This window comes from Pseudomonas sp. 5C2 (genome assembly GCF_034314155.1).
Taxonomy (GTDB): domain Bacteria; phylum Pseudomonadota; class Gammaproteobacteria; order Pseudomonadales; family Pseudomonadaceae; genus Aquipseudomonas.
Genome location: NZ_JAVIWH010000003.1, coordinates 300,107 through 318,155 on the forward strand (window position 1 = coordinate 300,107; position 18,049 = coordinate 318,155).

An 18,049-nucleotide genomic window follows, 5' to 3' on the forward strand; every position below is an offset into this window, starting at 1 on the left:
TGCACCACTGATCGTTCCCCGCGTGGGAGCGGCCACTTACCAATAATTTTCCACCGCCACCTGCCCCGGGCGGCGGCTCAGACTGAGTTGCATGTCGCGCAGTTTGAGCATCTGGCGGGTGTCGTCGATCATTTGCGGGTTACCACACAGCATGACTCGCGAGTGCTCGGGGGTCATTTTCAGCCCCGCCGCCCGCTCCAGCTCGCCGCTTTCAATAAGCTGAGTAATGCGTCCGCCCAATGCGCCGGGGTAATGCTCGCGGGTGACGGTCGGCAAAAACAGTAACTTGCCGGCGTAGTCGGCCAGATAGTCCCGCTCGGTGAGTCCGGCGATCAGTTGCTGATAGGCCAGCTCGCGGGCTTCACGCACGCTATAGACCAGAATGATGCGCTCGAATTTTTCCCACACCTCAAAGTCCTGCAGGATCGACAGGAACGGCGCAATGCCAGTGCCCGTGGATAACATCCACAGGTCACGCCCGTCGACGAAGCGGTCCAGGGTCAAGAAGCCGAATGCCTGACGATCGATCAGCAACGTGTCGCCTTCACGCAGGCGGCTCAGTTCGCTGGTGAATTCGCCGTCCGGTACCACGATGGAAAAGAACTCGAGAAATTCATCGTGGGGCGACGACACCATCGAATACGCCCGCCAGACAATGCTGCCATCGGCCTTGGTCACGCCCAGCCGTGCAAACTGACCGGCCCGAAAGCGAAAACCGGGATCGCGGGTGGTACGCAAGGTGAACAGATTCGAGGTCAATGGCGTGACGTTGAGCAGCGTCTGGTGGGTGTATTTCTCTGCGCTGGCAGTCATGGGCGCTCCTGGCTCCTGCAATTAAAAAGAGGAGCGCCCAGTGTCCCGCAAAGCGACGTCGATAAACACCGGCGGTTTGTAGTGGCATTTAGAAGAAAAGAGCGTGTTGACCATAAGCAAATGCTCTAAATACAAAAACGTATAACACCACGCCGAATCATTCCAATCTGGACTTAACAGGGCCCGTTTTTTTCGAGAGTCGTGGCCTCCTCCCGCACAAGCAGGGGGTCTATGGCAAAGTGAACCAAAAAATATCGTTCATTTGAATAGCGTGTAACGGCCAAGCCATTCACCCGATGACTTGATGCCCCCTACTGACCTCCCAGTGCAGGAAATCCCTCCTACACTGGGAATCGTATGTATCGAGTATGGAAGCTCAATCATGAACAGCTTGAACCCGGATCAACTAGAGACATTGATGGCCACTGTGGAAGAATCCGTTTGGGAAAATGCCTTTTCCTCTCGGTTAAGGCGGGGCGAAGTCCACTCTATTCAGGACCTTCGTGGCGTCAAAAAAAGACTGACACAGACACGTAATCACGAAACGACTTCATCCACAGAGTGCTACAAGAAAGTCGAACAAACTTTATGGCTGTGCCACCTGCTACGGACCTTCATGACAGAACGGTTGTTGACCCAAACCCCGCCCTCCATCAGTCCATCGCTGTCGATCCGGGAAACTGAAATACTCAAATGGTCTGCCAAAGGCAAAACGGCAGATGACATCAGTACCATCCTCAAGTTGAAAACACGCACGATCAATTTTCATATCGCCAACGCGATTAAAAAAATGGGTGCGACCAACAAAACCTCGGCCGTGGTGCAGGCTGCCTTGAACGGCATTCTCTGAGCGTTTTTTTAGCCCCTCGGAAATCCAGCAGATGTCCGGGTGCAAAAACACGTAAAATCGACGGCTTCTGCGCGCGTCTTGACATCAGAGACGTGCGCAATAGTCTCCGAAAACAGAGTTCCCCTGCCCATGCCCCTGCTTAACAGCCCTTTCGCTCAGCTCGATCTCATCCGCCAGCCTGACCAACAGAACGAGCCGTTGCAGGCGTTCGACGCAGCCGATGAATACCTGCTCAGTCATGTGGCGGAGCAGGGCCTGACTCCAGACAGCCGCGTGCTGGTGCTCAACGACAGCTTTGGCGCGCTGGCAGCCAGCCTCGCCAGCCACGCGCAGGTGATGAGTAGCAGCGACTCCTTTCTCGCCGCGCTAGCACTGGAAAAAAACCTCGTGCGCAACGGCCAGGCCTTTGATGCAGTGCCGATGATTCCGGCCAGTGACATGTTCACCGGACCGTTCGATTGGGTACTGATCCGTGTCCCGAAGACCCTGGCCTTGCTCGAAGAACAACTGATTCGCTTGCAGGGGCAACTGGCACCCGGCGCGCAGGTGATTGCAGCTGCGATGATCAAGCATCTGCCGCGCGCGGCGGGCGATTTGCTGGAGCAATACATCGGACCGGTGCAGGCGTCATTGGCGGTGAAAAAAGCGCGCTTGCTGTTTGCCACCCCGCACATCAAAGGCGTGCAGCCCTCACCCTACCCGAGCCGTTACACACTTGAAGACCCGGTCATCGAACTGGTGAATCACGCCAACGTATTCTGTCGCGAAGGACTGGATATCGGCACCCGGGCGTTTCTACCGCACCTGCCGAAAAACCTCGGCTCGGCACGTGTAGCGGACCTGGGCTGCGGCAACGGAGTGCTGGCCATTGCCAGCGCACTGGCCAATCCGCAAGCGCATTACACGCTGGTGGATGAGTCGTTCATGGCCGTGCAGTCAGCCACTGAAAACTGGCGGACCGCATTGGGTGAGCGCGAGGTTATTGTGCGGGCCGGCGACGGGCTGGCCGGTCAGGAAGCTGACTCGCTGGACGTGGTGCTGTGCAATCCGCCCTTCCATCAACAACAGGTGGTCGGTGATTTCCTCGCCTGGCGTATGTTCCAGCAAGCGCGCGATGCGTTGGTGGTCGGCGGCGCACTGTACATCGTCGGTAACCGCCATTTGGGCTACCACAGCAAACTGGCGCGACTGTTTCGCGGCGTCGAGCAAGTGGCCACAACCCCGAAGTTCGTGGTGCTTAAAGCGCGCAAGTAAAGGCACCGCCGCGATGGCGGTGCTTCAGGCAAACCGCGGCGGGACGCGTAGTTGCAAGCGCGCTCCTGCCAGGAACTTGCGCAAGCCCTCAGTGCGTGGTCAGCCCTGCCGCGTTCATGAACAGCCGCATACCGTAAGCGACTATCCCCAACGCCAGCACACTGCCGGCGTAGATCCCAACCAGCCAGGCTACGCGCTGCCAGACCGGCTTTTTCAGCGCCGGGTCCGGTTCATGGGAAGATTCTTCAGCAGACATCGTCATCCCCTCCTCACTAGTGATAGCCGTCTTCGTGGGTGACCTTGCCACGGAACACGTAGTAGCTCCAGAAGGTGTAGCCCAGGATGAACGGGATGATGAACAGCGTGCCCACCAGCATGAAGCCCTGGCTTTGTGGCGGCGCGGCGGCCTCCCAGATAGTGATCGACGGCGGCACGATGTGCGGCCACAGGCTGATGCCCAACCCGCTGTAGCCGAGGAAGATCAACACCAGCGTCAGCAAAAACGGCGTGTAGTGAGCATTGCGTGCCACGGCACGCAGCAGACCATACATCGTCACCAGTACCAGAATCGGCACCGGCAGGAACCAGAACAGGTTCGGCAGGCTGAACCAGCGGGTGGCAATTTCAGGGTGGGTCAGCGGCGTCCAGATGCTGACGATAGCGGTCACCGCCAATACCACCAAGGCTAACGGCCGAGCCAGATCGTGCATCTGCTTTTGCAGCTTGCCTTCGGTTTTCATGATCAGCCAGGTGCAGCCCAATAGCGCATAAGCGACGATCAGGGCGACGCCACAGAACATCGTGAACGGCGTCAGCCAGTCCAGTGCCCCCCCGGCGAACTGGCGATTGACCACTGGAATACCATCGATGAACGCCCCCAGCGCTACGCCCTGGAAGAAGGTCGCGGTCAACGAGCCGCCGATGAACGCTTTGTCCCACAAGTGGCGCTTATCATCTTTGGCCTTGAAGCGGAACTCGAAGGCTACCCCGCGAAAGATCAAACCGATCAGCATCAGGATCAGCGGCAGGTACAGCGCCGACAACACCACCGAATAGGCCAGCGGGAAGGCGCCAAACAATGCTGCGCCCCCCAGGACCAGCCAGGTTTCGTTACCGTCCCACACGGGGGCCACGGTGTTCATCATCACATCGCGCTCGGAATCGTCCTTGATGAAGGGGAAAAGAATCCCGATCCCCAGGTCGAAGCCGTCCATGACCACATACATCATGATCCCGAAGATGATGATCACAGCCCAGATAAGCGGAAGATCAATACCCATGACTCAATTCCCCTTGCTCAGGCTGTGAGTGTCATCACCGTCGGAGCCGTCTTCGGCAGCGGAGAGAGGACGTGCAGGCGTGCGTTGCTGGCCCGGACCACCGGGGTTCTGTTCCTTGCCTTCGTTGCTGACCGGGCCTTTGCGCACCAGGCGCATCATGTAGCCCAGACCAACGCCGAACAGCGTGAAGTAGACCACCACGAACAATCCCAGGGTCAGGCTCATCTGCCCGAAACTGTGCCCGGAAGACGCATCGGCGGTGCGCATCAGGCCGTAGACGACCCACGGTTGACGGCCGATTTCAGTGGTAAACCAGCCCGCCAACATCGCAATCAGACCCGACGGGCCCATCCACAAGGCGAGGTACAGGAATGCCCGCGAGTGATAAAGCTTGCCGCGCATGCGCAGCCACAGGCTCCACAAACCGGTAAAGATCATCAGGAAGCCCAACCCGACCATGACCCGGAACGACCAGAACACGATGGTCGAGTTAGGCCGGTCTTCAGGTTTGAAGTCCTTCAACGCGGGCACTTGCTCGGTCAGCGTGTGGGTCAGGATCAAGCTGCCCAAGTAGGGGACTTCCACGGCGAAACGGGTTTTTTCAGCCTTCATGTCCGGCCAGCCGAACAGGATCAGCGGGGTCGGCTCATTGCCGACATTTTCCCAGTGACCTTCAATCGCGGCGATTTTAGCCGGCTGGTACTTGAGCGTATTGAGGCCGTGGAAGTCGCCGATCACTGCCTGAACAGGCGCCACCAGCAACGCCATCCACATCGCCATGGAGAGCATGGTGCGAATTTGCGGGGTGTCGCGACCGCGCAATAAATGCCAGGCCGCCGAGGAACCCACAAAAAACGCCGTCGCCACAAATGCCGCCGTGGCCATGTGTGCCAGACGGTAGGGGAACGACGGGTTGAAAATCACCGCGAACCAGTCCACCGGAATCACTTGGCCATTGACGATTTCAAAGCCCTGCGGGGTCTGCATCCAGCTGTTGGACGCGAGAATCCAGAACGTCGAGATCAGCGTGCCGATGGCAACCATGACCGTGGCGAAGAAGTGCAGGTTGCGCCCGACCTTGTTCCAGCCGAACAACATCACCCCGAGGAAGCCTGCTTCAAGGAAGAATGCGGTGAGCACTTCATACGTCAGCAGCGGCCCGGTGATCGACCCGGCGAAGTCAGAGAACCGACTCCAGTTGGTACCGAATTGGTAAGCCATGACCAACCCGGAGACCACGCCCATGCCGAAGTTGACGGCAAACACCTTGGACCAGAAGTGGTATAGATCACGGTACACATCGTTCTGCGTTTTCAGCCACAACCCCTCAAGCACCGCCAAGTAACTTGCCAGACCGATAGTGATGGCAGGAAACAGGATGTGGAATGAGATGGTGAATGCGAACTGAATTCGGGCGAGATCGAGTGCCTCTAAACCGAACATAGGACTTCCTCTAATCAAGTGGTACCGGCTACTGACCCGAGGTCAGCAGCGACTGCCCCCACGGATATGGAGTGCTGCGGGGTGAGATTGTTCTGTTTTACTTCACAACGCGGGGATTCGTGCAGCCGACGAGCATGCAAAGCCAGCAAATGCTTTGACGCAGATCAACCATTGATCAAAGAGTAGCCCTGTTTTGGATGGCGAACTGTGTGGTCGATTGTCGCGTGGCGAGTTGCCCCACGTTCGCAACACCGGATTGCTGTGTGCCCGCAGTGGCAAACAAATGTTACAAAGCACGTGATAATCTCTCGCATTCACCGCCGAGGCCGCCTTTCCAATGCCTGATCAAGCACCTGCGTTGCTGCGTCATCATCGACCCTTCCTGGCTTTCTGGTTTGCGCGAATTTTCACCGCCAGCGGCTTTCAGATGTTGACCGTGGCCATCGGCTGGAACCTCTACCAACTGACCGGCAACGTTTTGGATCTGGGCCTGGTGGGCCTGGCCCAATTCATCCCCCGGGTGATTTTCATGCTGCACACCGGGCATGTGGCTGACCGTTATGACCGACGCAAGGTCTCTGCGATCTGCCAGGCGGCCCAGGCCTTGATCGCCCTGGCACTGGTGATCGGCAGCACCACCAACAGCGTCACCCCGGAAATGATCTTCATCCTTTCGTTTTTGCTCGGTGCCGCCCGCTCTTTCGAAATGCCGACCACCCAAGCGCTGTTGCCCTCCATCGTGCCCACCTCGCTGTTTCCGCGGGCGGTGGCGGCAGCACAGTCAGCGCAACAGTCGGCGACCATTGTCGCGCCGGCGCTGGGCGGCTTTCTGTTTGCGTTCGGTAGCACCTGGGTCTACGGCCCGACGGTGCTGCTGTATGTCATTGCCTGCGCGCTGATGCTCAATCTGCCTGCGCGGCAGACGCCATTGAACAAAGCCAAGGCCACCCTGGACTCGCTGCTGGCCGGGATTCGTTATATTCGCAGCCGTCCGGACATCCTCGGCGCAATTTCGCTGGACCTGTTCGCGGTCTTGCTCGGGGGCGCCACGGCACTGCTGCCGGTATTCGCCAAAGACATTTTACTGACCGGCCCTTGGGGGCTTGGTCTGCTGCGCTCGGCTCCCGCAGTGGGTGCACTGCTGATGTCGTTGTGGCTGGCGCGCTTCTCGGTCGAGCGCAACGTGGGGCGGGTGATGTTCACCGCTGTGGGCATCTTCGGCGTCGCCACCATTGCCTTCGGCCTGTCGACCTCGTTCTGGTTTTCCCTGGCGGTGCTGGTCGTACTCGGCGCGGCGGACATGATCAGCATGGTGATTCGCGCCTCGTTCGTGCAGCTCGAAACACCGGACGAAATGCGCGGCCGGGTCAGTGCAGTGAATGGCTTGTTCATCGGCGCGTCCAACCAGCTCGGTGAGTTCGAGTCCGGCCTCACTGCCCACTGGATGGGGACTGTGCCTGCCGTGGTACTCGGCGGCATCGGTACACTTGCCGTCACAGGGACCTGGATCAAACTCTTCCCTAGCCTGGCCAGGCGCGACCGAATGCGCGATCTGGTGATGGAGCAAGAGAAACAGCCAGCCTGACAGATCGCGTTGTCTTACACGACGGGCGACATTAGATAAGCAGCAACTTACCCATGGCCGCCCGCTTACCTTTACCGCACAGCTGTTCCACCAGCGTGAGTGCAAACGCCAACGCTGCACCAGAACCTTGCGCGGTGATGCAATTGCCATCGACCACCACCGGTTGATCGACGTACGTACACCCCGACAACCGATCACTGAATCCCGGATGACAGGTCATGCGCCGTTGTTTGAGCACGCCGTACACCTGCAGTGCCACGGCAGGTGCTTCACCGATAGCGGCGTAAAACCGTCCTGCTTTCGCCTGTTCATTCACCCGCTGGGCCAACGGCTGATGATCAGCCAAGCGCTGTGCGCCTGGCATGCCACCGGGCAAGACGATCAGGTCGAAGCTTTGCGCCAGCACATCGACCAGCATCGCATCAGCGGTCAACCGCGTGCCACGCGCGCCCGTCAACATGCGTCGGGACTCGACGCTGGCGACCAGCACTTCAATCTCGGCGCGGCGCAGCACATCGATCAGGGTCACACTTTGCAGATCGTCGATGCCGTCGGCGACGGTGATCAGGGCTCTTAACGTCATACACGAATCCTTTGCAGTGATGCGTTGAGTCTAGTCAGCTTTATATGGCCCGACAGCTTCGAGCGTCGATAACGTGCAGGGCCGAAATCCGGCCTGCTTTCCACAAAGCATCTGCTCGCCCCCATCCACACACGCTGCTGTTATGATGCGCGGCTTTTTCCGACCTACAGAAAATGTACAGGCCAGTGGCACAGTCTGTGCTTTGCTGCTTTAGTCGATTCATTCAAGGCGCAGGACGCGTCACGGGGAGCCAGGCATGCTGGAAAGGCTGTTTCAACTCAAAGCACACAACACCAATGTGCGCACCGAGATTCTTGCGGGCGTTACCACCTTCCTCGCCATGGCCTACATCCTGTTCGTCAACCCGAGCATTCTCGGCGAAACCGGTATGGACAAGGGTGCGGTGTTTGTCGCCACCTGCCTGGCAGCCGCCATCGGTTCGGCCGTGATGGGCCTGATCGCCAACTACCCGATTGCGCTGGCGCCGGGCATGGGCCTCAACGCCTTCTTTACCTACACCGTGGTTCTGCACATGGGCCACACCTGGCAAGTGGCGCTGGGTGCGGTGTTCATCTCGGCGGTGATGTTTTTCCTGCTGTCGATCTTCAAGATTCGCGAATGGATCATCAACAGCATTCCGCTGGCGCTGCGCTCGGCGATTGCGGCCGGTATCGGTTTGTTCCTGGCGCTGATCGCCCTGCACAACGCCGGTATCGTGGTCGGCAGCCCGGTCACCATGGTGGGCATGGGCGATCTGAAACAGCCGGCACCGATCCTCGCCACCCTGGGCTTTTTCCTGATCGTCGCGCTGGAAGCCCTGCGCGTGCGTGGTGCGGTGTTGATCGGCATTCTGGCCGTGACCATCGCGTCCATCGCGCTCGGCTTCTCCCCGTTCGGCGGCGTGATGTCGATGCCGCCATCGCTGGCACCGACCTTCTTGCAACTGGACATCCGGGGCGCACTGGATATCGGTCTGTTCAGCGTGATTTTCGCCTTCCTGTTCGTCGATCTGTTCGACAACTCCGGCACCCTGATCGGCGTCGCAAAACGCGCGGGTCTGATGGGCAAGGACGGCTACATGCCGAAAATGGGCCGCGCCCTGATCGCCGACAGCACCGCCGCCATGGCCGGTTCGCTGCTGGGCACCTCGACCACCACCAGTTACATCGAATCGGCAGCCGGCGTGAGTGCGGGCGGACGTACCGGCCTGACCGCCGTAGTGGTCGGGATCCTGTTTCTGCTGGCGTTGTTCTTCGCACCGTTGGCCGGTAGCGTTCCAGCATTCGCCACGGCACCCGCCCTGCTGTTTGTTGCGGTGTTGATGATGTCGGGCCTGGCTGAAATCGACTGGGACGACATCACTGTTGCCGCACCGGTGGTGATTACCGCCCTGGCGATGCCGTTCACCTACTCCATCGCCAACGGCATCGCCTTTGGTTTTATCTCCTGGACGGCTATCAAGCTGTTGTCCGGGCGCCGGCACGAACTGAATTCGGCGCTGGTGATTCTGTCCATCCTGTTCGTGATCAAGTTGGGTTGGTTTAACGCATGAGTGTCCCTTTCGACCCTACGAGCTACAGCCATCAGCTCGCAGAAAAAACCACGCGCCTGCGTGAATTGCTGGCACCGTTCGATGCACCCGAGCCGCAGGTATTCGACTCGCCGCGCGAGCACTATCGCCTGCGCGCCGAGTTCCGTTTGTGGCGCGAGAATCAGCAGCGCTTCTATGCGATGTTTGTCCCCGGCAACAACCACACGCCGATTCTGGTCGACGACTTCCCTATCGCCAGCCAGCGCATCAATGACTTGATGCCGCTGCTGCGTGCACGATGGGAAGCCAGCGCGACCTTGAACTTCAAGCTGTTCCAGGTGGATTTCCTGACCACGCTGGCAGACGATGCGATTATCACCCTCTGCTATCACCGGCCACTGGATGACGACTGGCAGGCGGTTGCGGAACAGCTCGCGGCCGACCTTAATGTGTGCGTGATCGGCCGTTCAAAGGGCCAGCGCATCGTCATCGGTCGGGACTATGCGATCGAAGAGCTTCAGGTAGCCGGGCGCACCTTCAGCTATCGGCAACCGGAAGGCTCCTTCACCCAGCCCAACGGCGCGGTGAATCAGAAGATGCTCAATTGGGCATTCGATGCCCTCGGCCAGCGCGACGACGACTTGCTGGAGCTGTATTGCGGCAACGGCAACTTCACCCTGCCCCTGGCGACTCGCGTGCGCAAAGTACTGGCGACAGAGATCAGCAAGACCTCGGTCAACGCCGCCCTGAGCAACCTTGCCGACAACGGCGTGGACAACGTGACCCTGGTTCGCCTGTCTGCCGAAGAGCTGACCGAAGCATTGAATGAAGTTCGCCCGTTCCGCCGTTTGTGGGGCGTCGACTTGAAGAGCTACGAATTTGGAAGCATCTTCGTCGATCCGCCTCGCGCCGGCATGGACCCGGACACCTGCGAACTCAGCCGGCGTTTCGAGCGCATCCTGTATATTTCCTGCAACCCGGAGACCCTTGCGGCGAACATCGCGCAACTGCATGACACCCACCGCATCGAACGCTGCGCACTGTTCGACCAGTTTCCCTATACACACCATATGGAATCAGGGGTGATGTTGGTTCGGCGATAACCGCCGACGGGGGCGCCGTAGCGATAAAGTCTGCACGCGCCCCAGTCTTCAGAACTATTTGCACTAACCCCCCCTCTATATCCGCAACAAGTCTCTGTTATGTGTAACCCTTGCCCCAGGCTTAAAATGAGGTGCATGCGCTTCAGACTGATGGTCCGACAGGGATTTGAGCCTAGGACGCACAAAAGCGTTTGAATTGGTGGGTGCCGGATGATATTGAAGAAGCGCTTAACGCAGCCAACACCATTGGCGATGATCACTTGCAACAACAGGGTCAAGGCCGCGTAGTACCCGATTCGTTTACTCACGGCTCCTCTGCACAGCGCGTGCGCTGGTTCAAAACAGGTTTCGCTCAGGGCCAACTCAATCAGTGCGACACTTTCGCCGCAAAGAGCCTTTAATCACATGATAAAACCGCTATTGGTCTTGTTGTTGAGCACCCTCCTAAGCCTTACGGCGAATGCAGCGGATACCGCGGTGAAAGCCCTCAGCCCCCAGCGACTGGCCATCAATGGCGGTCTAGCGACTGTCGGCCTGAGCAAAGACTGGAAAACGCCACAACCCAATACCCGACGCGCCGTGATCGTCATTCACGGTCGCTTGCGCAACGCGCAAACCTACCTGCGTAGCGCTGAACGAGCGGCCTATCGGTCCGGGTATCGCAGCACTACCCTGCTGATCGCTCCGCAGTTCCTGGATCGAAAAGACATCGTCAAACACCAACTGCCGGATTCGATACTGCGCTGGCACAAAGACGACTGGATGGAGGGTGACGCGGCCATCGGGCCGGTGCCGGTGAGCTCCTTTACCGTCATTGACGAGATTCTGACAAAGCTGAGTGATCGCAAACTGTTCCCTGCCTTGCAGGAAGTGGTTATCGCCGGGCATTCGGGTGGCGCGCAGGTGGTTCAGCGCTACGTATTGATTGGCAAGGGCGGGGCCGCTCTGGAGAAAGCCGGGGTCACCCTGCGTTACGTGGTCGCCAACCCGTCGTCATACGCGTATTTCGACGCACAGCGGCCTGGACCGGTGGACAAGGCGTCTTGCCCGGGGTTCGATACCTGGAAATACGGGATGAACAAGTTGCCGCCTTACGCTGGCAAGCAAACCGTCGAGCAGATCGAACAGAATTATGTGAAGCGTGACGTCACTTACCTGCTGGGTCAGCTCGATACCGACATCGATCACCCGGCACTGGATAGAACCTGCGCCGCCGAAGCCCAGGGCGCCTACCGCCTGATTCGTGGTCACAACTTCTTCAATTATCTGCAGCAGCGCCACCCTGAAGGGCTGAACCAGCGGTTAATTGAAGTGCCTGGCGTAGGCCATGACGGCGACGCGATCTTCACCTCGCCTGAAGGGCAGGCCGCATTGTTCAGGCCGCAGTGAGCGACTCAACAGACGTCGGTTCGCAGCGGGACGCGTAGTTACACGTCAGCGCCAACATAATGTTCTATTTCAAATGGTTGTTGGTTGCTTGATAGATAGATGCTGGCTTAAAACGCCAGCATCTCGCGCAATGCAAAGCAATCGCTGGCGTACCAGTCGGTCAGTTCCGGCCATGGATTTTCGGGCAGGTTGACCAATATGGTATGGGTGCCTGCCGCACGACCACAATCGAGGTCGAAGCGGTAGTCGCCGACCATTACCATCTGTGATGGGTCGACATTCCACGCCTGAGCCAGTTTCAGCAGCCCTCCGGGATCAGGTTTTGGCGGTGCTTCGTCGCGCCCGAGAACGTCATCGACGGCAAAACAATCCGCCAGGCCAATCGCTCCGAGCGTTACATGCGCCAACTCGCGGGCATTGCGAGTGAGGATGCCCAGCCGATATCCGCGCGCCGCCAACTCACGCACCAGCTCGACAGCGCCAGCTGCAGGCTGCGACGCCAGTGCCAGCTCACGTTCGTGCTCCAGCAGCCAGGCATGCTTGGCCGCTGAAATCTCGGGCGGCAGCGCGGCCAGATGGCTGAGAATGTCATCCTGCTGCGGAATCTCCAGGGCGCGCTTGATCGCCGGAAAATCGTGCACGGCCAAGGTCAGGGTGCCATCCATGTCGAACACCCAATGCCGAACCTCCGCCAGGCTCATGCCCAATCCTTGCGATGACGGATCAAGCCTTCCTGGGTAACAGAGGCCACTAACTTGCCTGCGCGGGTGTACACGTTGCCACGCGAGAAACCACGGGAATTACCGGCCCAAGGGCTGTCCATCACGTACAGCAACCAGTCATCGGCGCGCAGATCGGCGTGAAACCAAAGGGAGTGATCAAGGCTGGCAACCTGCATATCTTTCTGCCAGACCGACTTGCCGTGAGGCTGCAACGCCGTCGTCAGCAGATTGAAATCCGAGGCGTACGCCAACATATACTTATGCAGCGCTGGAACATCCGGCAGCGGGCCGTCGGCGCGAAACCAAACGTATTTGATCGGCTCTGTCGGCTTAGGGTTGTAAGGATCAATGTCAGTTACCGGGCGGAACTCGATCGGCTTGGGGCACAGCAGTTTTTCACGCATGTGATCCGAGAGCAGGTGCGCACGCTGGCGGGTCAATTCAAGTTCCGAGGGCAGGTTTTCTGGCCCGACGACGTCCGGCATCGTGGACTGGTGCTCATAACCTTCTTCGTCGTACTGGAACGATGCGCTGCACGTGAAAATCGGTTGCCCCTTCTGGATCGCCGTGACCCGGCGGGTGCTGAAGCTGCCGCCATCGCGCACCCGGTCGACCTGATACACCACAGGCAGGGTGACGTCGCCGGGACGCAGGAAATAGCCGTGCAGCGAATGCACGTGGCGCTCGTCTTCGACCGTCTGACTGGCTGCCGACAGGGATTGGCCCAGCACTTGCCCGCCGAACAACTGGCGAAAGCCAAGGTCCTGACTACGCCCACGAAAGAGGTTCTCCTCAATGGGTTCCAGGGTTAGCAGTTCAACCAGATCATCCAGCACTTGGCTCATTCAGGGACTCCTCTCACAAAAACAATGCTGCGCCTTCAAGACTGCGGCGGGCGACGTATTCAGGCAGAGACCGAGGGTATCCCTAAGGGTTTATTCCGGTCTGCACGGCCAATGGCCAAATGATACAGAATTTGTCGACGCCAGCCTTACTCATCCCTTCAGGGTTTGCAGCCATTGTTGCCGAGTGATTCGATACAACACATGAGGTTTCAACAGATCGCCGTCAGCCAGTTTTGGATGCTCGAAGTCATCCGACAGATCATGCTGCATGCCAATGGCCTGCATGACTTTCTGTGACGCGAGATTGTTCTGCGCAGTGAAAGACACAATCTGATCCAGATCCAGCCGCTCGAAACCGCAACGCAGAGCGGTCCAGGCGGCCTCGATGGCAAAACCCAAACCCCAATGTTCCCGCGCCAGACGCCAGCTGATCTCGACAGCCGGAGTGAAGTGAGCGTCAAAACTCACCACTTCCAATCCGGTAAAGCCGATAAATGCCCCTGTGTCCTGGCGTACCAATGCCCACAGGCCAAAACCCAGCTCGGCGAAATGCCCACGCATTCGTCCGATCTGGGCCGCGCTTTCCAGCCGACTCATGGGTGTTGGAAAATAACGCATCACCTGCGGGTCGGCACACATCGCCGCGAACGCCGGCAAATCGTCATCTCGCCACTGCCGCATCAGCAGCCGGGCACTGTTGAGTTCGAGTATCCGCTCCATCGGGTTGCTCCTATCACCATCCGGTAAATGACTTGCCGAAGTAGTACACCGCTCAGCAACCCTCAATCAAGGTGCTGGGCGGGCATGGACAATGCTGGCAACATTCAGTTTCGACCCCTGACCGGAAGTAAAATGCCCCTGCCACTCATCTACCACGATGATTACAGCCCGGATTTCCCGGCTGAGCATCGCTTTCCGATGGATAAATTCCGTTTGCTGCGCGACCACCTGATTGAAAGCGGCCTGACCACCGACGCTCAACTGTTGCGCCCGGACGTCTGCCCGAGCGATGTTCTGGCCCTGGCCCATGATCCGGCGTACATCCAGCGCTACATGAGCGGTGACCTGTCCCGCGAAGACCAGCGCCGCCTCGGCCTGCCGTGGAGCGAGGCCCTGGCGCAGCGCACAGTGCGTGCGGTGGGCGGCTCGCTGCTGGCGGCCGAGCAGGCGCTGCAACACGGCATGGCGTGCCACCTGGCGGGCGGCACGCACCATGCGCACTATGACCACCCCGCCGGCTTCTGCATTTTTAACGATCTGGCAGTGATCAGCCACTATCTGCTGGAAAGCGGTCGAGTCGGACGCATATTGATCTTCGATTGTGACGTGCATCAGGGCGACGGCACCGCACGCATCCTCGCCAACACGCCCGATGCGATTACCGTTTCCCTGCATTGCGAAAAAAACTTCCCGGCGCGCAAGGCCGAAAGTGACTGGGACATCCCGCTGCCCATGGGCATGGGCGATGACGATTACCTGAAAGTGGTCGACGATTTATTGAACTACTTGCTGCCGTTCTATCAGCCGGACCTGGTGCTGTATGACGCCGGGGTCGACGTGCACAAGGACGATGCCCTGGGTTATCTGCAACTTACCGACGCCGGGGTGGCAGCTCGCGATGAAGCCGTGCTGCGCCATTGCCTGCACCGGGACATTCCGGTGATGGGCGTGATCGGCGGAGGCTACAGCAAGGACCGCAAGGCGCTGGCGCGACGGCACGGGATTCTGCACCACAGTGCGCAAAAGGTATGGCTGTCGGCCGGATTGAACTGAGTCTTTACCGCTGCCGTCCCGCCTTAACTGTCCACAATGGCTGTGGAACTGCCTGTGGATAACCTGAGCGAAAGCCTCTCAAGGCCTTATTCTGCGTGGCCTGGCGACAGCTGTATGTTTTTTGAACAAGAGTTTTCCACAGGCTGATCCTGCGCACAGCCCTGAACAGAGCGTCTGTCCTCCGGTAGAATGCACGGCTTACTTCGCCGACCCGCAGTGCGCCATGACCCACGTCCCTCCAGCTGTTGCTCATTCAGTCGCGATCATTGGCGGCGGCCCTGCGGGATTGATCGCGGCCGAGGTCTTGAGCCAGGCCGGAATCAAGGTCGACCTGTACGATGCCATGCCCTCGGTAGGTCGCAAGTTCCTGCTGGCAGGTGTTGGCGGAATGAACATCACCCACTCCGAACCCTACCCGGCGTTTCTCTCCCGTTATGCCGAACGCGCGCCCTTCATCGCGCCGTTACTGCGCAGCTTTGGCGCCGATTCGTTGCGCAACTGGATTCACGAACTGGGCATCGAGACTTTTGTCGGCAGTTCGGGCCGGGTGTTCCCCACGGACATGAAAGCGGCGCCGCTATTGCGGGCCTGGCTCAAGCGCCTGCGCGAATCAGGCGTCACCCTGCATACCCGCCATCGCTGGCTGGGCTGGAACGCCCAAGGTGAGTTGCGCATGGCTCACGCTGACAGCGAACAAACGATAAAACCCGACGCGGTCCTGTTGGCGTTGGGCGGCGCCAGTTGGGCGCGGCTCGGTTCGGATGGCGCCTGGCTGCCCTGGCTGGAACAACGGGGTATCGGCATCACAGCCCTGCAACCGAGCAACTGCGGGTTTGAGGTAGCGGACTGGAGCGAACTGATGCGCAGTAAATTTGCAGGCGCCCCGCTGAAGAACATCGCCATCGGCCTGCAAGGACAAACGCCTCGCTTGGGCGAATGTGTACTGACCGAGTCCGGCGTCGAGGGCAGCCTGATTTATGCGTTGTCGGCGCACATCCGTGAGCAGATCAATCAACAGGGCTCGGCGACCGTAAACATTGACCTTCTGCCAGGCAAGGAGATTGGAAAAGTCCAGGCAGCGCTGGCCAAACCACGCGGCTCGCGCTCAATGTCCAAGCACCTGCACAGTCAGTTGGGGATAGATGGGGTCAAGGCGGCGTTATTGCGCGAACTAGCGCCAGCTGAGTCGTTCGCCGATCCGGCGCTACTGGCCAAGGCGCTGAAGGCTTTGCCGCTGACACTGGTCAAAGCACGACCGCTGGATGAAGCCATCAGCACCGCAGGCGGCGTGCCGTTCGAAGCGCTGACGGAAAACCTGATGTTCAAACAGCTACCGGGCGTGTTCTGCGCCGGAGAAATGCTCGACTGGGAAGCACCCACCGGTGGCTACCTGCTGACTGCGTGTTTCGCCAGTGGCCGTGCGGCGGGGTTGGGCATGCTGGAATGGCTTCACAGCAACGCCCTGTAGCCGCGCGCTTGCCCGCTATGGTGGGCAGCTCGCTCTACATCAAGGCTTTTTCTTGCGTGGCCCAGTATTGAACACAGGGACTTTGCGCACCGCCTTGACCATCGGCACGTCAGCGGCTGTTTCGCCGCTGTCGACCCATTTGCCCAGGTTACGTTTGCCACCGCCTGACACTTTAGGTTTTTTCGGCTTCTTCGGTTTTTTCAGAATCTGGCCGCTGGCGTCGGTGGTCGGCACGCGATGCTCCGGCTCGAAATCCTGTTCTTCATGACGCTCCAGAGTCTGGCGGGTCAAGGTTTCGATGGCAGACAGCAGCTCCACTTCGTCGGCGCAGACAAACGAAATCGCTTCGCCAGTCAAACCCGCACGCCCGGTACGACCGATCCGGTGGATGTAGTCCTCGGCCACAATCGGCAGGTCGAAGTTGATCACGGTCGGTAAATCGTCGATGTCCAAACCGCGTGCGGCAACGTCGGTAGCGACCAGAATCTGGACCTCGCGGGCCTTGAAACGGTCAAGCGCACGCTGACGGGTTGCCTGCGGTTTGTCACCATGAATACCATCGGCGTTGATGCCCAAGCCTTGCAAGCGCTCGACCAGTTGATCAACACCCACGCGGGTCTTGGCGAATACCAGCACCTGACTCCAGTGCTGCTTTTTCAGCAGATGGATGAACAGTTCGGTCTTGCGCTTTTTGTCTACCGGGATCACCCACTGCTTGACCGAACTCGCCGCGACGTTGCGCGGGCTGACTTCAATGGTCAGTGGATCATCAAGCATCTGCCCGGCCAGTTGGCGGATTGCGTCGGAGAAGGTCGCGGAGAACAGCAAGGTCTGACGACGCTTGGGCAGGGCCGCATAGATATCACGCAGCTCTTCGGAAAAACCGAGGTCGAGCATACGGTCAGCTTCATCGAGAACCAGGATTTGCAATTGATTAAACTTCAGCGCTTTCTGCCGATAGAGATCCAGCAGGCGACCTGGGGTTGCCACCAGTACATCGACCCCGCTGCGCAGCTTCATCATCTGCGGATTGATGCTGACGCCGCCGTACACCGCGTAAGTTTTTAGCGGCAGGTTTTCGTTGTACTGCTCAATGTTTTCATGAACCTGTTCCGCCAGTTCGCGGGTCGGCACCAATATCAGTGCGCGCACCGAGTTGGCCGCCACTTTTGGGCCTTCCATCGTCAGGCGTTGCAGCAACGGCAGGGCAAAGCCTGCGGTCTTGCCGGTGCCGGTCTGGGCGGCGGCCATCAAGTCGCGGCCGGCCAGCACCGGAGGAATCGCCTGTGCCTGCACAGGCGTCGGAGTCTGGTAGCCGAGGGCCGTAACGGCACGCAACAAGGGTTCGATCAGGCCGAGAGTGGCGAATGTCATGGGGATACCGTAGGGAAAATTCAGCGCAAGGCGCGC

Annotated in this window: 17 protein-coding genes and 1 pseudogene; 9 read left to right on the plus strand and 9 right to left on the minus strand. The window is 59.1% G+C overall.

What is annotated here, in order from left to right; translation table 11 throughout:
* Positions 1 to 36: 36 nt before the first annotated feature.
* Complete coding sequence (locus tag RGU44_RS16105; RefSeq protein ID WP_322182069.1) at positions 37 to 813, minus strand: ferredoxin--NADP reductase; 777 nt, start codon at positions 811 to 813, stop codon at positions 37 to 39.
* Between the two features lie 382 nt (positions 814 to 1,195).
* On the opposite strand from RGU44_RS16105, the gene RGU44_RS16110 reads away from it, so the two are divergent.
* Together RGU44_RS16110 and RGU44_RS16115 are read left to right on the plus strand one after the other, a co-directional pair.
* Complete coding sequence (locus RGU44_RS16110; protein WP_322182071.1) at positions 1,196 to 1,663, plus strand: helix-turn-helix transcriptional regulator; 468 nt, start codon at positions 1,196 to 1,198, stop codon at positions 1,661 to 1,663.
* 129 nt (positions 1,664 to 1,792) lie between these two features.
* A complete protein-coding gene (locus RGU44_RS16115; RefSeq protein WP_322182074.1) occupies positions 1,793 to 2,917 on the plus strand; it encodes a class I SAM-dependent methyltransferase in 1,125 nt (374 codons plus the stop codon).
* Positions 2,918 to 3,005: 88 nt separating this feature from the next.
* Here the strand turns inward: RGU44_RS16115 and RGU44_RS16120 are convergent, their stop codons facing one another.
* Genes RGU44_RS16120 through RGU44_RS16130 form a run of 3 tightly spaced genes read right to left on the minus strand, consistent with a single transcriptional unit; the run spans position 3,006 to position 5,640 of the window.
* Positions 3,006 to 3,173, minus strand: a complete 168-nt coding sequence (locus RGU44_RS16120) for a DUF2474 domain-containing protein (RefSeq protein WP_322182076.1) — start codon at positions 3,171 to 3,173, stop codon at positions 3,006 to 3,008.
* 16 nt (positions 3,174 to 3,189) lie between these two features.
* Positions 3,190 to 4,197 (minus strand): cytochrome d ubiquinol oxidase subunit II, encoded by a 1,008-nt coding sequence (gene cydB, locus RGU44_RS16125; RefSeq protein WP_322182078.1) that lies wholly within the window; start codon positions 4,195 to 4,197, stop codon positions 3,190 to 3,192.
* Positions 4,198 to 4,200: 3 nt separating this feature from the next.
* Positions 4,201 to 5,640 carry a cytochrome ubiquinol oxidase subunit I gene (locus RGU44_RS16130; protein ID WP_322218072.1) on the minus strand — a complete coding sequence of 480 codons (1,440 nt, stop codon included), beginning with the start codon at positions 5,638 to 5,640 and terminating at the stop codon, positions 4,201 to 4,203.
* 337 nt (positions 5,641 to 5,977) lie between these two features.
* Here RGU44_RS16130 and RGU44_RS16135 point away from each other — a divergent pair, with 337 nt between their 5' ends.
* Positions 5,978 to 7,225 (plus strand): MFS transporter, encoded by a 1,248-nt coding sequence (locus RGU44_RS16135; protein WP_322182082.1) that lies wholly within the window; start codon positions 5,978 to 5,980, stop codon positions 7,223 to 7,225.
* A gap of 31 nt (positions 7,226 to 7,256) precedes the next feature.
* Here RGU44_RS16135 and RGU44_RS16140 read toward each other — a convergent pair whose 3' ends face one another.
* Positions 7,257 to 7,808, minus strand: coding sequence for a DJ-1 family glyoxalase III (locus RGU44_RS16140; RefSeq protein ID WP_322182084.1), 552 nt, complete (start codon positions 7,806 to 7,808; stop codon positions 7,257 to 7,259).
* Positions 7,809 to 8,064: 256 nt separating this feature from the next.
* On the opposite strand from RGU44_RS16140, the gene RGU44_RS16145 reads away from it, so the two are divergent.
* The 4 genes and pseudogenes from RGU44_RS16145 (at position 8,065) to RGU44_RS16160 (ending at position 11,831) form a co-directional block, all read left to right on the plus strand.
* Positions 8,065 to 9,360: an NCS2 family permease gene (locus RGU44_RS16145; protein ID WP_322182086.1), complete on the plus strand. Its 1,296-nt coding sequence runs from the start codon at positions 8,065 to 8,067 to the stop codon at positions 9,358 to 9,360.
* Entirely contained in the window at positions 9,357 to 10,442 is a 1,086-nt protein-coding gene (gene trmA, locus RGU44_RS16150) for a tRNA (uridine(54)-C5)-methyltransferase TrmA (protein WP_322182088.1), read from the plus strand. Before RGU44_RS16145 ends, trmA begins: the two co-directional genes overlap by 4 nt.
* 179 nt (positions 10,443 to 10,621) lie before the next feature.
* Positions 10,622 to 10,843 (plus strand): annotated as a pseudogene (locus tag RGU44_RS16155) (neutral zinc metallopeptidase); the annotation flags it as partial.
* Between the two features lie 4 nt (positions 10,844 to 10,847).
* Positions 10,848 to 11,831, plus strand: a complete 984-nt coding sequence (locus RGU44_RS16160) for an alpha/beta hydrolase (protein WP_322182090.1) — start codon at positions 10,848 to 10,850, stop codon at positions 11,829 to 11,831.
* A 107-nt stretch (positions 11,832 to 11,938) separates the two neighbouring features.
* Here the strand turns inward: RGU44_RS16160 and RGU44_RS16165 are convergent, their stop codons facing one another.
* From RGU44_RS16165 to RGU44_RS16175, 3 genes are all read right to left on the minus strand, one after another.
* A complete protein-coding gene (locus tag RGU44_RS16165) occupies positions 11,939 to 12,532 on the minus strand; it encodes an HAD family hydrolase (RefSeq protein ID WP_322182092.1) in 594 nt (197 codons plus the stop codon).
* The gene (gene tesB, locus RGU44_RS16170; protein WP_322218075.1) at positions 12,529 to 13,398 is read right to left on the minus strand and encodes an acyl-CoA thioesterase II; all 870 of its coding nucleotides are present in this window, start codon (positions 13,396 to 13,398) and stop codon (positions 12,529 to 12,531) included. Before tesB ends, RGU44_RS16165 begins: the two co-directional genes overlap by 4 nt.
* Before the next feature lie 150 nt (positions 13,399 to 13,548).
* On the minus strand, positions 13,549 to 14,118 hold the full coding sequence (locus RGU44_RS16175; RefSeq protein WP_322218078.1) for a GNAT family N-acetyltransferase: 570 nt from the start codon (positions 14,116 to 14,118) through the stop codon (positions 13,549 to 13,551).
* Between the two features lie 132 nt (positions 14,119 to 14,250).
* Here RGU44_RS16175 and RGU44_RS16180 point away from each other — a divergent pair, with 132 nt between their 5' ends.
* Entirely contained in the window at positions 14,251 to 15,171 is a 921-nt protein-coding gene (locus tag RGU44_RS16180; protein WP_322182098.1) for a histone deacetylase, read from the plus strand.
* A 223-nt stretch (positions 15,172 to 15,394) separates the two neighbouring features.
* Positions 15,395 to 16,639 (plus strand): TIGR03862 family flavoprotein, encoded by a 1,245-nt coding sequence (locus tag RGU44_RS16185; RefSeq protein ID WP_322182874.1) that lies wholly within the window; start codon positions 15,395 to 15,397, stop codon positions 16,637 to 16,639.
* Between the two features lie 39 nt (positions 16,640 to 16,678).
* Here RGU44_RS16185 and RGU44_RS16190 read toward each other — a convergent pair whose 3' ends face one another.
* Positions 16,679 to 18,013: a DEAD/DEAH box helicase gene (locus RGU44_RS16190; protein WP_322182100.1), complete on the minus strand. Its 1,335-nt coding sequence runs from the start codon at positions 18,011 to 18,013 to the stop codon at positions 16,679 to 16,681.
* Between the last annotated feature and the right edge of the window lie 36 nt (positions 18,014 to 18,049).

Excerpts from the sequence above, each read along its gene's own strand:
- RGU44_RS16105 (WP_322182069.1), bottom strand. The coding sequence starts at position 813 with ATGACTGCCAGCGCAGAGAAATACACCCACCAGACGCTGCTCAACGTC.
- RGU44_RS16110 (WP_322182071.1), top strand. The coding sequence starts at position 1,196 with ATGAACAGCTTGAACCCGGATCAACTAGAGACATTGATGGCCACTGTG.
- RGU44_RS16115 (WP_322182074.1), top strand. The coding sequence starts at position 1,793 with ATGCCCCTGCTTAACAGCCCTTTCGCTCAGCTCGATCTCATCCGCCAG.
- RGU44_RS16120 (WP_322182076.1), bottom strand. The coding sequence starts at position 3,173 with ATGTCTGCTGAAGAATCTTCCCATGAACCGGACCCGGCGCTGAAAAAG.
- cydB (WP_322182078.1), bottom strand. The coding sequence starts at position 4,197 with ATGGGTATTGATCTTCCGCTTATCTGGGCTGTGATCATCATCTTCGGG.
- RGU44_RS16130 (WP_322218072.1), bottom strand. The coding sequence starts at position 5,640 with ATGTTCGGTTTAGAGGCACTCGATCTCGCCCGAATTCAGTTCGCATTC.
- RGU44_RS16135 (WP_322182082.1), top strand. The coding sequence starts at position 5,978 with ATGCCTGATCAAGCACCTGCGTTGCTGCGTCATCATCGACCCTTCCTG.
- RGU44_RS16140 (WP_322182084.1), bottom strand. The coding sequence starts at position 7,808 with ATGACGTTAAGAGCCCTGATCACCGTCGCCGACGGCATCGACGATCTG.
- RGU44_RS16145 (WP_322182086.1), top strand. The coding sequence starts at position 8,065 with ATGCTGGAAAGGCTGTTTCAACTCAAAGCACACAACACCAATGTGCGC.
- trmA (WP_322182088.1), top strand. The coding sequence starts at position 9,357 with ATGAGTGTCCCTTTCGACCCTACGAGCTACAGCCATCAGCTCGCAGAA.
- RGU44_RS16160 (WP_322182090.1), top strand. The coding sequence starts at position 10,848 with ATGATAAAACCGCTATTGGTCTTGTTGTTGAGCACCCTCCTAAGCCTT.
- RGU44_RS16165 (WP_322182092.1), bottom strand. The coding sequence starts at position 12,532 with ATGAGCCTGGCGGAGGTTCGGCATTGGGTGTTCGACATGGATGGCACC.
- tesB (WP_322218075.1), bottom strand. The coding sequence starts at position 13,398 with ATGAGCCAAGTGCTGGATGATCTGGTTGAACTGCTAACCCTGGAACCC.
- RGU44_RS16175 (WP_322218078.1), bottom strand. The coding sequence starts at position 14,118 with ATGGAGCGGATACTCGAACTCAACAGTGCCCGGCTGCTGATGCGGCAG.
- RGU44_RS16180 (WP_322182098.1), top strand. The coding sequence starts at position 14,251 with ATGCCCCTGCCACTCATCTACCACGATGATTACAGCCCGGATTTCCCG.
- RGU44_RS16185 (WP_322182874.1), top strand. The coding sequence starts at position 15,395 with ATGACCCACGTCCCTCCAGCTGTTGCTCATTCAGTCGCGATCATTGGC.
- RGU44_RS16190 (WP_322182100.1), bottom strand. The coding sequence starts at position 18,013 with ATGACATTCGCCACTCTCGGCCTGATCGAACCCTTGTTGCGTGCCGTT.